The sequence below is a fragment of the Pseudomonas graminis genome, from assembly GCF_013201545.1.
GTDB lineage: Bacteria > Pseudomonadota > Gammaproteobacteria > Pseudomonadales > Pseudomonadaceae > Aquipseudomonas.
Map to the genome: position 1 here is coordinate 2947747 of NZ_CP053746.1, position 14104 is coordinate 2961850.

General features: G+C 59.6%; 14 protein-coding genes, 1 tRNA gene and 1 pseudogene. 11 read left to right on the top strand and 5 right to left on the bottom strand.

Annotated elements, in window-relative coordinates; translation table 11 throughout:
* Positions 1 to 109: 109 nt before the first annotated feature.
* Entirely contained in the window at positions 110 to 583 is a 474-nt protein-coding gene (locus tag FX982_RS13250; protein WP_172611080.1) for a peroxiredoxin, read from the bottom strand.
* A 10-nt stretch (positions 584 to 593) separates the two neighbouring features.
* Positions 594 to 1157, bottom strand: a complete 564-nt coding sequence (locus FX982_RS13255; protein ID WP_037014004.1) for a glycine cleavage system protein R — start codon at positions 1155 to 1157, stop codon at positions 594 to 596.
* Between the two features lie 313 nt (positions 1158 to 1470).
* Between FX982_RS13255 and dapA the strand changes: the two genes are divergently transcribed.
* The 5 genes from dapA to FX982_RS13280 all read left to right on the top strand — a co-directional run bounded on the left by dapA (position 1471) and on the right by FX982_RS13280 (position 5210).
* Positions 1471 to 2349 carry a 4-hydroxy-tetrahydrodipicolinate synthase gene (gene dapA / locus FX982_RS13260; RefSeq protein ID WP_122623058.1) on the top strand — a complete coding sequence of 293 codons (879 nt, stop codon included), beginning with the start codon at positions 1471 to 1473 and terminating at the stop codon, positions 2347 to 2349.
* 17 nt (positions 2350 to 2366) lie between these two features.
* Positions 2367 to 3482 carry an outer membrane protein assembly factor BamC gene (gene bamC, locus FX982_RS13265; RefSeq protein ID WP_122537439.1) on the top strand — a complete coding sequence of 372 codons (1116 nt, stop codon included), beginning with the start codon at positions 2367 to 2369 and terminating at the stop codon, positions 3480 to 3482.
* Positions 3483 to 4241 (top strand): MBL fold metallo-hydrolase, encoded by a 759-nt coding sequence (locus FX982_RS13270; protein WP_172611082.1) that lies wholly within the window; start codon positions 3483 to 3485, stop codon positions 4239 to 4241.
* A 61-nt stretch (positions 4242 to 4302) separates the two neighbouring features.
* Entirely contained in the window at positions 4303 to 5016 is a 714-nt protein-coding gene (purC, locus tag FX982_RS13275; RefSeq protein WP_122623059.1) for a phosphoribosylaminoimidazolesuccinocarboxamide synthase, read from the top strand.
* 104 nt (positions 5017 to 5120) lie between these two features.
* Positions 5121 to 5210: transfer RNA gene (locus tag FX982_RS13280), tRNA-Ser, on the top strand.
* 113 nt (positions 5211 to 5323) lie between these two features.
* Here FX982_RS13280 and FX982_RS13285 read toward each other — a convergent pair.
* Positions 5324 to 5554 carry a DUF6555 family protein gene (locus FX982_RS13285; RefSeq protein WP_122623060.1) on the bottom strand — a complete coding sequence of 77 codons (231 nt, stop codon included), beginning with the start codon at positions 5552 to 5554 and terminating at the stop codon, positions 5324 to 5326.
* A gap of 397 nt (positions 5555 to 5951) precedes the next feature.
* On the opposite strand from FX982_RS13285, the gene FX982_RS13290 reads away from it, so the two are divergent.
* The gene (locus tag FX982_RS13290) at positions 5952 to 7640 is read left to right on the top strand and encodes an NAD-dependent malic enzyme (protein ID WP_172611084.1); all 1689 of its coding nucleotides are present in this window, start codon (positions 5952 to 5954) and stop codon (positions 7638 to 7640) included.
* 131 nt (positions 7641 to 7771) lie between these two features.
* Entirely contained in the window at positions 7772 to 9448 is a 1677-nt protein-coding gene (locus FX982_RS13295) for a GMC family oxidoreductase (protein WP_172611085.1), read from the top strand.
* A 25-nt stretch (positions 9449 to 9473) separates the two neighbouring features.
* Here the strand turns inward: FX982_RS13295 and FX982_RS13300 are convergent, their stop codons facing one another.
* Both FX982_RS13300 and FX982_RS13305 read right to left on the bottom strand, forming a co-directional pair.
* Complete coding sequence (locus tag FX982_RS13300) at positions 9474 to 9791, bottom strand: helix-turn-helix domain-containing protein (protein ID WP_122623063.1); 318 nt, start codon at positions 9789 to 9791, stop codon at positions 9474 to 9476.
* Positions 9788 to 9982, bottom strand: a pseudogene (locus FX982_RS13305) (toxin); the annotation flags it as partial. The gene FX982_RS13300 and the pseudogene FX982_RS13305, both read right to left, overlap by 4 nt.
* A 152-nt stretch (positions 9983 to 10134) precedes the next feature.
* Here FX982_RS13305 and FX982_RS13310 point away from each other — a divergent pair.
* From FX982_RS13310 to FX982_RS13325, 4 genes are all read left to right on the top strand, one after another.
* Positions 10135 to 11784 (top strand): phosphoethanolamine transferase, encoded by a 1650-nt coding sequence (locus tag FX982_RS13310; RefSeq protein WP_172611089.1) that lies wholly within the window; start codon positions 10135 to 10137, stop codon positions 11782 to 11784.
* Positions 11777 to 12436, top strand: a complete 660-nt coding sequence (locus FX982_RS13315) for a class I SAM-dependent methyltransferase (protein WP_172611091.1) — start codon at positions 11777 to 11779, stop codon at positions 12434 to 12436. Before FX982_RS13310 ends, FX982_RS13315 begins: the two co-directional genes overlap by 8 nt.
* A 147-nt stretch (positions 12437 to 12583) precedes the next feature.
* Positions 12584 to 13717, top strand: coding sequence for a ribonuclease D (rnd, locus tag FX982_RS13320; protein WP_172611093.1), 1134 nt, complete (start codon positions 12584 to 12586; stop codon positions 13715 to 13717).
* Positions 13714 to 14007, top strand: coding sequence for a YcgL domain-containing protein (locus FX982_RS13325; RefSeq protein ID WP_122537448.1), 294 nt, complete (start codon positions 13714 to 13716; stop codon positions 14005 to 14007). Before rnd ends, FX982_RS13325 begins: the two co-directional genes overlap by 4 nt.
* Positions 14008 to 14104 lie beyond the last annotated feature (97 nt).

The following is a 14104-nucleotide window of genomic DNA, read 5'->3' on the forward strand; positions in this document are numbered from 1 at the left end:
TTACCTTGCTTTAGCAGGAGTGAGCTTGCTCGCGATCGGCGTGGTTCTGGTCAACATACGAGCCTAAAAGAACCCGATCGCGAGCAAGCTCACTCCTACATCATGGCGGTCAAGCCTTGTTCAACGCCTGAGCCGCTTCCAATACTGCCGCCACATGCCCCGGCACTTTCACGCCGCGCCACTCTTTACGCAGTACGCCGTCCTTGTCGATCAGGAAGGTGCTGCGGTCGACGCCCAAGTATTCCTTGCCGTACAGCTTTTTCAGCTTGATCACATCGAACAGCTGGCACAGCGATTCATCCTTGTCCGAAATCAGCTCGAACGGGAATTCCTGCTTGGCCTTGAAGTTCTCGTGGGATTTCAGGCTGTCACGCGAAACACCGAACACTGCTGTGTTGGCGGCCTTGAAGTCGGCGTGATGATCGCGGAAGCCCTGGCCCTGGGTGGTGCAGCCAGGGGTGCTGTCCTTCGGGTAGAAATAAAGCACGACGTGCTGACCTTTCAGCGCCGACAGGCTGACCGCCTGTTCGCTCGTGGCCTGCACTTGGAAGTCGGCAACGGGTTGGTCGAGTTCTACAGCCATTCGGGACTCCTTACATCGGTGCTTGAGGGCGCCATGGTTCGATCAGCGCATCAAGGTTGAGGGCGTCGGCGAAGTCCAGGAACTGGTCACGCAGCCAGCTGATCTGGGTGCCGGCCGGCAATGTCACGGTGAACGTCGCGTTGAGCATGGTGCCGCCGGTCTGCGGTGCCTGATAGGTGTCGCAAATCAGGTTTTCCAGCTCGACGTTGTGGTCGATGAAGAACTGGCACAGCTCGTTGATGATGTCCGGGCGATACGCCGAACTGACGTAGGCCACGTAGGGCAGGGCTTCCGGGCGGTTTTCCAGCGAAGCGCTGCGCACCACATTGACGGTGAAGGCGTGTTTCTTGGCCAGATTGGGCAGACCCGTTTCCAGACGCGCCAGCGCGTCCCAACTGCCGGAGATCTGCAGGATCAGGGCGCTGCACTCACCGTGGCGGGTGAGGCGTGAGCTGACGACCGAGCAACGGCTTTCGTTACTGGCGCGGCACAGGACGTTGGTCAGCTCCATTGGGTTGGCGCCAAGGGCACTGATGACAAGGAATTGTTCGCGAACTGTGGGGATGGATGACATGCAGCATTCCTAAACGATGAGCGGTCGGTACGCAGCAGGCCTGTGCCGGCGGGTTCGACGGACGAAGGCATCGTGACGTCGCCCCGACCCACAGCCGTCAATCGCGTCCATGAGCCTGTCATGGCGCGCGATAACGACGCAGGGCGGGGTAAGTGACGACAAAATCGAGCAGTCGAACGAGCCGGGCAGATGACCCGTACCGATCAAAGACCGAAGGGTAGCGAAAACCGGCGCCGAGGGGAATGCTCGCCTTGTGCAAGGATCATGGCGCCAGTACCATTACCGCTCTCTTTTTCCGGCAGGAGCGGTTTGCATGATTGCGGGCAGTATGGTGGCACTGGTCACACCCATGGATGCACAAGGTCGTCTCGACTGGGACAGCCTGAGCAAACTGGTGGACTTTCACCTGCAAGAGGGCACCAACGCCATTGTTGCCGTCGGCACCACCGGTGAATCCGCGACGCTGGACGTCAACGAGCACATCGAAGTCATCCGCCGCGTGGTTCAGCAGGTCGCTGGCCGCATTCCGGTCATCGCCGGCACGGGCGCCAACTCCACCCGCGAGGCGGTCGAACTGACCACCAACGCAAAGAACGCCGGTGCCGATGCCTGCCTGCTGGTCACCCCGTACTACAACAAGCCGACCCAGGAAGGCTTGTACCAGCACTTCAAGCACATCGCCGAAGCCGTCGACATCCCGCAGATTCTATATAACGTGCCAGGCCGTACCGCTTGCGACATGTCAGCCGAGACCGTTATCCGCCTGTCGAAAGTCAAAAACATCATCGCCATCAAGGAAGCCACCGGAGACCTGCAGCGCGCCAAGGATATTCTTGCCGGCGTGAGCAGCGACTTCCTGGTGTATTCCGGCGACGATGCGACCGCAGTCGAGCTGATGCTGCTCGGCGGCAAAGGCAATATTTCGGTCACTGCCAACGTTGCCCCGCGCGCCATGGCTGACCTGTGCAAGGCCGCGATGGATGGTGACGCCGACACCGCCCGCGCCATCCACGAAAAACTGATGCCGCTGAACAAGACCCTGTTCATCGAATCGAACCCTATTCCCGTGAAATGGGCCCTGCATGAGATGGGTTTGATGCCAGACGGTATTCGTCTGCCGCTCACCTGGCTCAGCGAGTCCTGCCACGAGCCGCTGCGTCAGGCCCTGCGCCAGTCCGGTGTATTGGTCTAATGAGGAAGCATTACGCAATGAAGCGACTGGCCGGACTTTCCGCACTAGCCTTGATTATCTCCAGCACCAGCGGTTGCAGCTGGCTTTTTGGCCAGGACGGTTATTTCCGCGATCGCAGCAGCGATTACCTGGAAGCGACCCAGAAGCCGCCGATGCAATTGCCCGAGGGCGTTCAGGAAGTCAAACGCCTGGACCCGTTGCTGCCGATCCCGCGCAACGTTGCCGACGACACCCAGAAGGGTGAGTTCAATGTGCCGCGTCCGCAGCCGCTGACCACTGCTCAGGACTCCGGCGACTACACCCTGCAGAAGAGCGGCGACAACCGCTGGATTCTCGCCCAGCGCGCACCGGCTGAAGTCTGGCCTGTGGCGCATCAGTACTTCGAAGACAACGGCTTCCGCATCGCCGAAGATCGTCCGCAAACCGGTGAATTCAACACCACCTGGCAACGCATGGACGAGTTGTCCGCATCGGTTGCCAAGCGTATGGGTTCGAGTGGCGATGCTGCCAACACCGAAACCCGTGTCCGCGTTCGCATCGAGCCGGGCGTGCAGCGCAACACCAGTGAAATATACGTCGTCAGCGTGCAACGCCCGGCGGGCAGCAACGATGATCCTGCGTTCCCGTCGCGCAGCACTAACGTCGGCCTCGACTCTGTGCTGACCGACGACATGCTCGCAAGCCTCACCCGCACTGCCGAGAAGGGCGGTTCTGTCTCCCTGCTGGCGGCGCGTGATTTCGACACCCCGAGCCGCGTTTCCCTCAGCGAAGACGGCAGCGGCAACCCGGTGCTGAACCTGGGCGCGGACCTGGATCGCGCCTGGTCGAGCGTCGGTCGTGCGCTTAACCAGGGCGACTGGCGCGTTGAAGACATCAACCGCAGCCTGGGCCTGTACTACATCAACGTGGCGGAAAAGCCCGACAAGCCTGAAAACAAGCCTGGCTTCCTCAGCCGCGTGTTCGGCAGTGAAGAGTCCAAGGAAGAGAAAGAAGCCCGCGCCGAGCGTTATCAGGTTCGCCTGAGCAAGGTCGGCGAGAACGTTCAGGTCACGGTCGAGAAGAACATCAACACCGTGGCGCCGACGGAAGTCGCTCGTCGCGTGTTGAGCGTCATTCAGGACAACCTGGGTTAAGTGCGCTTCGCGGTTCTGGGCAGCGGCAGTCGCGGCAATGCCACGCTGGTTGCGAGCAACGACACGTACGTGCTGGTCGATTGCGGTTTCTCCCTGCGGGAAACCGAACGGCGGCTCGACAGGCTGGGCGTCAGCGGTAAACAACTGAGCGCCATTCTGGTAACCCACGAGCATGCCGATCATGTGCATGGCGTGGGTTTGCTGTCTCGGCGCTACGATGTGCCGGTGTACCTCAGCGACGGCACGCTGCGCGGCATGCGCAAACCGGTCGAAGCGGGTTTTCGGCTGGTGGGCGGGCAGGGTCTGCGCATTGGCGGTCTGGGCATCGACGTGGTGTCGGTGGCTCATGATGCGCTGGAGCCCACGCAGTTCGTGTTCAACGACGGGCGCCGGCGCTTCGGCTTGTTGACCGACCTTGGTTCGTACTGCCCGATGGTGCTCGACAGCTACCGCGGGCTCGACGCGCTCATGGTCGAGTCCAACCACTGCCGCGATCTGCTTGCGCGGGGTCAGTACCCGTACTTTCTCAAGCAGCGGGTGGGCGGCGATCACGGTCATTTGAACAATCATCAGGCTGCCAGTCTGGTGAACGAGTTGGGATGGCAGGATCTGCAGCACCTGGTGCTGGCCCATCTGAGCAGCAAGAACAACCTGCCGCATCTGGCCCGGCAATGTTTCGTCGACACCCTTGGGTGCGACGAGGACTGGCTACAATTGGCCGATCAGGATTCAGGGCTCGACTGGCGCGAAATCGCCTAGCGTCCCAAACGGGCGACTTGCCCCCCCACTATTCAGCCAGATTCAGCAAGCGGAGCCCATCATGGAAAAACGTGAAGAACTCTACCGCGGCAAAGCCAAGTCGGTTTACAAGACCGACGACGCTGACCGCTTGATCCTTGTGTTCCGCAACGACACTTCGGCGTTCGACGGCAAGCGCATCGAACAGCTCGACCGCAAGGGCATGGTGAACAACAAGTTCAACGCCTTCATCATGCAGAAGCTGGAAGCCGCAGGCGTTCCGACCCAATTCGACAAACTGCTGGGCGACAACGAAGTGCTGGTCAAGAAGCTCGACATGATCCCGGTCGAATGCGTCGTGCGTAACTATGCCGCAGGCAGCCTGGTCAAGCGCCTGGGCGTGGAAGAGGGCATGAAGCTCAACCCTTACACGTTCGAGCTGTTTCTGAAGGACGACGCCAAGGGCGACCCGTTCATCAACGACTCCCACGTTGTCGCGTTCGGTTGGGGCACCGCCGAGCAACTGGTTCGCATGAAAGAACTGTCGCTGAAGGTCAATGAAGTCCTGACCAAGCTGTTCGACGACGCCGGCCTGCTGCTGGTCGACTTCAAGCTGGAATTCGGCGTGTTCAGCGACGGCTCGATCGTCCTGGGTGACGAGTTCAGCCCGGACGGCTGCCGCCTGTGGGACAAAGAGACCCGGAAGAAAATGGACAAGGACCGCTTCCGTCAGGGCCTGGGCGATGTCATCGAAGCCTACGAAGAAGTCGCCCAGCGTCTCGGCGTACCGCTCTGATCCAACGAATCAAGCGGAAAGCGCTGCAAGCATCTGAAAGAACGCGAAAAAATCCTTAAAAAGGGTTCGCGTTCTTTGAACGAACTGTTATGATGCGCGCCGTTGGAGAGATGCCGGAGTGGCCGAACGGGACGGATTCGAAATCCGTTGTACTGGCGACAGTACCTAGGGTTCAAATCCCTATCTCTCCGCCATTATTTGAAAAGCCCCAGAAGTTATGCTTCTGGGGCTTTTTCGTTTCTGGCGTTTACGTGCACGGCCTATCTTTCGATGAATCCGCACAACGCGGATCGGACGTGCTTCGAGATCACGCCCATTCCCCCCAGCGCACGTCCGTCAAACCATATCGCCGCCCATGGGCGATCAGCGCCGTTAGCTCTTCCCGGGTCTTGGACAGGTTGTGCAGTACGCCGATACCTGCGTGCAGGCAGGCGTAGTACCAGGCATCAACTTCGTTCAGCGCCGAATCGGGTTGGAGAAAGACACGTTGCTCGCCCAGAAAGCGGTAGTGGATACGAAAGATGCGCTGGCCTGACATTAATATCTCCGGATTGATATCAATGTGACTGCAATGGCGTATCGCCAGTTCAATGTGTAATGCAGTTCGTCCCTTGATCCAGGGTGACCATGATCGAAAGCCCTTTTCTTAAAACGGGCAACTCGCCATACCGGCGTTTTTACTGTGACCCAGTGCGCGATTTTTGTTCCCAATGCAGGGGTGTTTCCTGACCCTGTGGACGACTGGGCGCCACCATTTCGCAATCGACGGGCGACAAAATGTCGCAATCGTTTTCAGGCGAGTAAGATAGGCACCCTGTTTTTACCCCCCTATTTTTTCGGACGGATCCTGCGTTGAGCGTCGTATACATCGACCTCCGGGGCATCGTGTCGACGACGTATTGATAGAGCAAACAGAGAAAAGGCGATCACTGCAAATGACCAAGACCTCGCGACCTTTATATATTTCCTATGCCGGCCCTTCGTTGCTGGAGATGCCGCTGCTCAACAAGGGCAGTGCGTTCACACCGCAAGAGCGCATCGATTTCAACCTGGTCGGCCTGCTGCCGCAGAACGTCGAAACCATCGAAGAGCAGGTCACTCGCGTTTACAACCAGTACCAGCAATGCGCGAGCGATCTGGATAAACACATTTATCTGCGCTCGATCCAGGACAACAACGAAACCCTGTTCTTCCGCCTGCTGGATTCGCACCTCGACGAGATGCTGCCGATCATCTACACCCCGACCGTGGGTCAGGCGTGCCAGGAATTTTCGAAGATCTACCGTACCCACCGCGGGCTGTTCATCTCTTACCCCGAGCGCGATCGCATCGACGATATCCTGCGCAGCGCAACGAAAGATCGCATCAAAATCATCGTGGTAACGGACAGCGAGCGCATCCTCGGCCTGGGCGATCAGGGCATCGGCGGCATGGGCATTCCGATTGGCAAGCTGTCGCTGTACACCGCGTGCGGCGGTATTAGCCCGGCCTACACCTTGCCGATCGTGCTCGATGTTGGCACCAATAACAAAGAGCTGCTGGACGACCCGATGTACATGGGCTGGCGCCATGGGCGCGTCACCGGCAAGGAATACGAGGACTTCATTGCGCTGTTCATCGAGGCCGTTCAGCGCCGCTGGCCGGACGTGCTGCTGCAGTTCGAAGACTTCGCCCAGACCAACGCCATGCCGTTGCTGGAGAAGTATCGCGATGAGCTGTGCTGCTTCAACGATGACATTCAGGGCACCGCTTCGGTTGCCGTGGGCACCTTGCTGGCGGCGTGCAAGGCCAAGCACGAAACCCTGGGCCAGCAGCGGGTAGTGTTCCTGGGCGCAGGTTCGGCAGGTTGCGGGATTGCAGAGCACATCATTGCGGCCATGGTCATCGAAGGCTTGAGCGAAGCCGAAGCGCGCAAACGCGTGATGATGGTCGACCGCTTCGGGCTGCTGACTGACAGCATGGACAACCTGCTGGACTTCCAGAAGAACCTCGCACAGAAGTCTGTCGACGTGTCGGGCTGGTCGAGCGGAGAGGGCTCGCCCGAGTTGCTGGACGTGGTCGCCAATGGCAAGCCGACGGTGCTGATCGGCGTGTCCGGCCAGCGCGGGCTGTTCACCGAGCAGGTTATCCGCGAGATGCACAAGCACTGCGCCAAGCCGCTGGTCATGCCTTTGTCTAACCCGACCTCGAAGGTCGAAGTCACGCCGCAGGAAGTGCTGACCTGGACCAACGGCGACGCGCTGGTCGCGACCGGCAGTCCGTTTGCCCCGGTCACCGTAGGCGATCGTACGTTCCACATCGCGCAGTGCAACAACTCCTACATATTCCCCGGCATCGGCCTGGGTGTTGTGGCGTCGAAAGCCACGCGCATCACCGACAAAATGCTGATGGCCGCGTCCAATGCGCTGGCGGAGTGCTCGCCAATGGTGACGGGCAAGGGTGATGCGGTCCTGCCGCCGTTGAAAGAGATTCAGCAGGTGAGCAAGAAGATTGCCCTGGCCGTGGCCAAGCAGGCTCAGGCTGAAGGCATGGCCCTGGAGACCACCGAAGAAATGCTCGTCGAAGCCATCGAGCATAACTTCTGGATGCCGAACTACCGCAGCTACCGCCGCAGCGCGGTGTAAACATCCCCGCCACTGACGGCAAACGCTTCACCCCGGACTGCCCCATGGAAACATGCGGCGGTCTTTTGTTTTGTGGCGAATAACTTCAGGATGGGCTCTGCATAAAAACAAAAAATATCAGCGAGGGACGCATGCAAACGGACGTCGGTCTCCATGACTACATCATCGTCGGCGCAGGCCCGGCGGGCTGCCTGCTGGCCAATCGGCTGTCGCAGAATCCTGCCCACCGGGTCCTGTTGCTCGAAGCCGGCGGCCAAGACAATTACGCCTGGATTCATGTGCCGGTGGGCTACCTCTACTGCATCGGCAATCCGCGCACCGACTGGTGTTTCAAAACCGAAGCGGAGCCCGGCCTCGGTGGGCGCGCGCTCAACTATCCTCGCGGCAAAGTACTGGGAGGATGTTCGTCCATCAACGGCATGATCTACATGCGTGGCCAGGCCAGGGACTACGACGGGTGGGCGGCGCAGGGCAATATGGGCTGGGGCTGGAAAGACGTCTTGCCGATCTTCAAGCGCTCGGAAAACCACTACGCCGGCGACTCGGACCTTCACAGCGCGAAAGGTGAGTGGCGCGTCGAGCAGCAGCGCCTCTCATGGACGTTGCTGGATGCGTTCCGTGAGGCGGCGGCGCAAACCGGCATCCCGTCGATCCCCGACTTCAATGGCGGCGACAACGAAGGGTGCAGTTATTTTCAGGTCAATCAGCGGCGCGGTGTGCGCTGGAACGCGTCCAAGGCATTTCTCAGACCGGCGTTAAAACGCCCCAATCTGACGGTGATCACGGGTGCAGAAGTGTCGCGCGTGTTTTTTGAAAACAACCGCGCCAGCGGAGTGATTGTTCGCGTCAACGGGCAGGAACAGACGCTTCGCGCCCGGCGGGAGATCATCCTCTGCTGCGGCGCCATCGGGTCGCCCATGGTGTTGCAGCGCTCAGGCATCGGGCCGCGTCCACTGCTGGAAAAGCTCGGCATCGGCGTTCGGCATGCGCTGCCCGGCGTTGGCGCGAAGCTGCAGGATCACCTGCAGTTGCGCCTGATCTACAAGGTCAGCAACGGCCAGACGCTGAACCAGATGGCCGGCAGCCTGTGGGGCAAGATGAACATGGGTCTGCGCTATGCCTTCAATCGTAGCGGTCCGTTGGCGATGGCGCCGAGTCAGTTGGGCGCGTTTGCACGCTCGGGGCCGGAGCAGGCAAGCGCCAATCTTGAATACCACGTGCAGCCCTTGTCCCTTGAGCGCTTCGGCGAGCCGCTTCACGGCTTCCCCGCGTTCACTGCGTCCGTGTGCGATCTGCGCCCGCAGAGCCGTGGCACGGTGGAGATCCGTTCGGCGCTGGCCGATGCCGCGCCGGTCATTCGGCCGAATTATTTAAGTCACGAGACCGATCTCAAAGTCGCTGCCGACGCCATTCGCCTGACCCGTCGCATCGCCGCGGCACCCGCCCTCGCTCCCTTCGAACCGGTCGAGTACCTGCCCGGCGCGAGCCTGCAAACCGAGGAAGAATTGCGCGAGGCGGCCAGCGTTGTCGGCACGACGATCTTTCACCCGGTCGGCACCTGCAAGATGGGGCAGGGCCGCGACGCCGTGGTAGACGAACGTCTGCGCGTGCACGGCATCGCCGGCCTGCGCGTGGTGGACGCGTCGATCATGCCGAACATCACCTCCGGCAACACCTGCTCGCCGACCGTGATGATCGCCGAGAAGGCGGCGCAGATGATTATTGAGGATCAATTGAGGAACGGAATGCCAGAAATAACGAGCCTGACCACCTCTCTTGAAACCGAGGTTGATTTGGGCGAGCGCTGAACTCTATTGCTCTACAAGCAAACGCCTAAACCGCGCTCAGGCGGTCAACCATGTCAGGGAATTTTTCGACCAGTTTGATCAGCAAAGCAGCCTGTGCATTGGGTTTGGACTTCTCCTGCTCCCAGTTGCGCAGGGTGCTCGTGCTGGTCCGGATCCGCCGCGCAAAAACGTTCTGAGACATGTGCAGCCTTTGCCTCAAGGCCACTATTTCCTGAGCAGAAATCTCAGGCGCAGGCCTGTCTTCAAAGGTATCGCCGCGAAGGGTGAGCTTCCCTTCTCGGTGTGCAGACATTTCCTCAACGCCCTCCATCATTTCTGCGAACAGGTCGCGCTTCTTGCTCATCGTTTGCCTCTCTTGCGCAGCTCTGCGTCGATAGCGGCCTTCAATTGACGCTGCTGATCAGCGGTCAAGTTCGAGACCTCATCCTTGTCATAGATCGAAAACATCCAGATCTGGCGATCATTGATCAGCCAATAATAGATAACCCGCAGGCCGCCACGCTTGCCTTTGCCTCGACGGTCATCGTGCCAGCGCGCCTGTGTCGATTCAATCCGACACAACAAACCCACCCCACCAATCGTTCTCATCCTTTTCACAAAAAATTGATGGCCAGATGCCTAAAGTTCGCGGCATCGGCGGGGTTCCTCCCGCGTAGATATTCTCATTTCCAGCCAAGCAGACTTTTATGCTGAACGTAAAAGCAGTTCGTCCCGAGTTTGTGACACTGCTTGCCAGTGCCTTTTTATTGATCGGGTTTAACCTGACCCTCTGGCAGCATCTATTTGCAATTACCGACTCGGACGGTAAGGGCCTGTTGCTGCGTTGTGCTTTCGCATTGATGGTGTTCTGTGCGTTTAATATTTTCTTTACGCTGTTAGCGTTCAAACGCGTATTGAAACCGGTGTTGGTTGTTATCTTTTTCGTCAGCGCCGGCGTGGCTTATTTCATGAGCCAGTACGGCGTGATGATTGACGCGGGGATGTTCAGGAACTTCGCTGAAACCAATGTCACAGAAGTGCGCGACCTTCTTTCTGTGAAGTTACTCGGTTATTTGCTTTTTCTGGGCGTTGTGCCGTCGTTGATTCTTTTAAAAACACCGATTGCCTATCGTCGCTGGCCCCGTGAGTTGCTCAGCAAGGCGCTGGTGTCGGTTGTGTGCGCAGTCGCCATTGGCGGTGTGGCGCTGATGAACTACCAGGGGCTGTCGTCGCTGTTTCGCAATCATCACGAGTTGCGCCTGATGGTCGTGCCGAGCAACTACCTGGCGGCGTCCGTGGGTTATTTGAGCGAGCAGATCAAGTCGGCGCAGCGGCCGTTCGTGAACATCGGTCAGGACGCCAAACTGGCCAGCGACTGGCAGCAGCACAAGCGCAAGTCGCTGACTGTGCTGGTAGTGGGTGAAAGTGCGCGGGCCGAGAACTTCGGCATCCTCGGCTACAACCGCGATACCACGCCGCAGTTGAGCAAGGAGCAGGGCCTGCTCACGTTTACGGATGTGCATTCCTGTGGCACGGAGACGGCGGTGTCGGTGCCGTGCATGTTCTCCAACATGGGCCGCAAGGATTACAACGCAACCACCGCCCGCAATGAAGAAGGCATGCTTGATGTGTTGAAACGCGCTGGGCTGGATGTGATCTGGCGCGACAACCAGTCGGGCTGCAAAGGCACTTGCGACCGGGTGACGTTGCAGGATGTCAGCAATCTCAAGGACCCGGCGCTGTGCGCCAACAACGAGTGCCGCGATGAAATCCTGTTGCAGGGCCTGCAGCACTTCATCGACACACTGGACAAAGACACCGTGCTGGTACTTCACCAGATGGGCAGTCATGGCCCTGAGTACTTCAAGCGTTATCCACAAGAATTCGAGAAGTTTACGCCGGTGTGCGAAAGCAATGCGCTCAACAATTGCTCCCGGGAAAGTATCGTCAACGGTTACGACAATACATTGCTGTACACCGACCATGTACTCGCAACGTTGATCGACATCCTGCGCAACAATCAGGGCAAAGCAGACACGGCCATGGTTTATCTTTCCGACCACGGCGAGTCGTTGGGTGAATACAACCTGTTCCTGCATGGCACGCCTTATATGCTGGCGCCCGATCAACAGAAACATGTCCCGATGATTGCCTGGTTCTCCGAGAACTATCAGCAGTCATTTGCCGTGGATACCCATTGCCTGCAAAAAGAGCGGAATGCGCCGCTTAGTCAGGACAATCTTTTCCATTCGATGCTGGGCCTGCTGCAAGTGCGCACAAGCGTCTATAACCCGGCGCTGGACATGTTCGCGGGTTGTCGGGGGATTTATACGGACGGGGTACTGGCCAATGAATAAGCCCCTCGGCAAAGAGGCAAACGTCGAGGAGTACGTGCGTCGGCATGAACACACCCTCAGCCGACGTCTGAGTCTCTGGCGCGATGCGCAACTGGCGCGCAGGGCCTTGCGCGATGCGGGCGAGCCCGGGCTGGTGCTGGACTTGCCGTCGGGCTCCGGCCGTTTCTGGCCGGTACTGGCAGAACACGCCAATCGGGTCATCCTTGCGGCCGATCCTTCCACCGACATGCTCGCGTTCGCCGAGGCGCAATCGTCCAACGAGGTCCGCAAGCGCATCCGCACCTTTCAGAGCTCCGCGTTCTCCATCGGCCTGTCCGCCAACGCCGTGGACTGCATTTTCTGCATGCGGTTGTTCCATCACCTGGCCGACAGCGAAAAACGCGGCGCGATTCTCGACGAGTTTCACCGGGTGACCCGCGACACGGCCATCGTCGCGCTGTGGGTGGACGGCAACGTGAAGTCGTGGCGCCGCAAACGTCAGCAAGGTCGACTGGACGTTGAAGTATCCGCGCCACGCAATCGGTATGTGGTGTGCCGCAGCGACATCGAATCCGAGTTCGCGCAGGCGGGCTTCAGGATCATCGATCACCACGACTTTCTTCCCGGCTACGACATGTGGCGGGTGTACGTGCTGCGCAAGGCGGGCCGGTGAGCAGTGAGCAGTGATCGGATGGACGGTCGTCGCCACGGCGGCTATCTGCGCGCTTGGAAGATGAAGTTGATCGAGACTTGCAGGACGGATGCCCGGTAACCGCTTGTAGCGATATATACTGCGCGCCATTCTTCGAGGGAGAGCCGTGTGGCCATCGATATTCACTGGATTCGCGACGACCATAGCCTCGCCGAACATTGCGCACAGTGGCAGACACTGCCCTACGTCGCGCTCGACACCGAATTCATGCGGGTCGACACCTTCTATCCCATCGCCGCGTTGTTGCAGATCGGCGATGGTTCACGCGCATACCTGATCGACCCGTTGCTGATAAGCGACTGGAAACCTCTGGCCGCGCTGCTGGAAAACCCTGACGTCATCAAAGTCGTTCACGCCTGCAGCGAGGACCTTGAGGTGCTGTTGCGCCTGACCGGCAGCCTGCCTGCGCCGCTGTTCGACACCCAACTGGCCGCGGCCTATCTGAACCTCGGGTTCTCGATGGGCTATTCGCGTCTGGTTCAGGAAGTGCTGAACATCGATCTGCCGAAAGGCGAGACGCGTTCGGACTGGCTGCAACGCCCCCTCTCGGAAACCCAGATCAGCTACGCCGCCGAAGACGCCGTGCACCTGGCCGAGGTGTACAACCTGCTGCGCCCGCGTCTGTCCGATGAAAAGTACGCATGGGTGCTGGAGGATGGTGCCGAACTGGTCGCCAACCTGCGCCGCGAAACCGATCCCTATGACGCTTACCGCGACGCCAAGCTGGCGTGGAAGCTGTCCCGGGCGCAACTCGCCGTGCTGCGTGAGCTCTGCGCCTGGCGCGAGCAACAGGCGCGCCTGCGTAATCAGCCACGCAATCGCATCCTGCGCGAACATTCGCTGTGGCCGCTGGCCAAATCCCAGCCCGACAACCTCGCTGCGCTGGCGAAAATCGACGACATGCACCCCAAGACCGTGCGTCAGGACGGCGAGTTTCTGCTCGACCTGATCAAGAAAGCCGGCAGCGTGTCGCCGGATCTGTGGCCGCCCGCACTGCCGGAGCCGCTGCCGATCGAGGCCTCCAATGTGCTCAAGAGTTTGCGCGCCATTGGCCAGCAGCAAGCCGAGCGCCTCGACATGGCGCCGGAATTGATGCTGCGCAAAAAGACCCTCGAAGCCCTGCTCAAGACCGGTTACCCAGACGGTCCCTATAAACTGCCCGATTCGCTGCGTGGCTGGCGCCGCGAATTGATGGGTCAGATGCTGCTCGACAGCCTGGCCAACGCCGGAGAACAGCCTTGAAACGTATTTGCTCCATCTACCGCAGCCCGCGCAGGAACGAAATGTACCTGTATGTCCTCAAGAGCGACGCCCTGGAGCGTGTGCCCGAGGAATTGCTGACCGCGTTCGGCAAGCCGCAGCACGCCTTCAATCTGGTCCTGTCGCCGGAGCGCGCCCTGGCCCGCGAAGACATTCACGCGGTGCTCGCCAATCTGGACAAGCAGGGTTACCACCTGCAGATGCCACCGGCCGAAGACGATTACATCGAGCACTTGCCCGAAGAGCTGCTGCGCCGCAACGATCCGATGTGATCGATTTCTGACCCTGCAATCCATCGCAGGGGTACACCGGACCGTCGCATGCGTCAGACCTGACCGGCTCAACCGAGCGCGGTCCGGAACGCTGCGC

Excerpts from the sequence above, each read along its gene's own strand:
- FX982_RS13285 (WP_122623060.1), bottom strand. The coding sequence starts at position 5,554 with ATGTCAGGCCAGCGCATCTTTCGTATCCACTACCGCTTTCTGGGCGAG.
- FX982_RS13295 (WP_172611085.1), top strand. The coding sequence starts at position 7,772 with ATGCAAACGGACGTCGGTCTCCATGACTACATCATCGTCGGCGCAGGC.
- dapA (WP_122623058.1), top strand. The coding sequence starts at position 1,471 with ATGATTGCGGGCAGTATGGTGGCACTGGTCACACCCATGGATGCACAA.
- FX982_RS13315 (WP_172611091.1), top strand. The coding sequence starts at position 11,777 with ATGAATAAGCCCCTCGGCAAAGAGGCAAACGTCGAGGAGTACGTGCGT.
- FX982_RS13290 (WP_172611084.1), top strand. The coding sequence starts at position 5,952 with ATGACCAAGACCTCGCGACCTTTATATATTTCCTATGCCGGCCCTTCG.
- FX982_RS13255 (WP_037014004.1), bottom strand. The coding sequence starts at position 1,157 with ATGTCATCCATCCCCACAGTTCGCGAACAATTCCTTGTCATCAGTGCC.
- FX982_RS13300 (WP_122623063.1), bottom strand. The coding sequence starts at position 9,791 with ATGAGCAAGAAGCGCGACCTGTTCGCAGAAATGATGGAGGGCGTTGAG.
- FX982_RS13250 (WP_172611080.1), bottom strand. The coding sequence starts at position 583 with ATGGCTGTAGAACTCGACCAACCCGTTGCCGACTTCCAAGTGCAGGCC.
- FX982_RS13310 (WP_172611089.1), top strand. The coding sequence starts at position 10,135 with ATGCTGAACGTAAAAGCAGTTCGTCCCGAGTTTGTGACACTGCTTGCC.
- purC (WP_122623059.1), top strand. The coding sequence starts at position 4,303 with ATGGAAAAACGTGAAGAACTCTACCGCGGCAAAGCCAAGTCGGTTTAC.
- bamC (WP_122537439.1), top strand. The coding sequence starts at position 2,367 with ATGAAGCGACTGGCCGGACTTTCCGCACTAGCCTTGATTATCTCCAGC.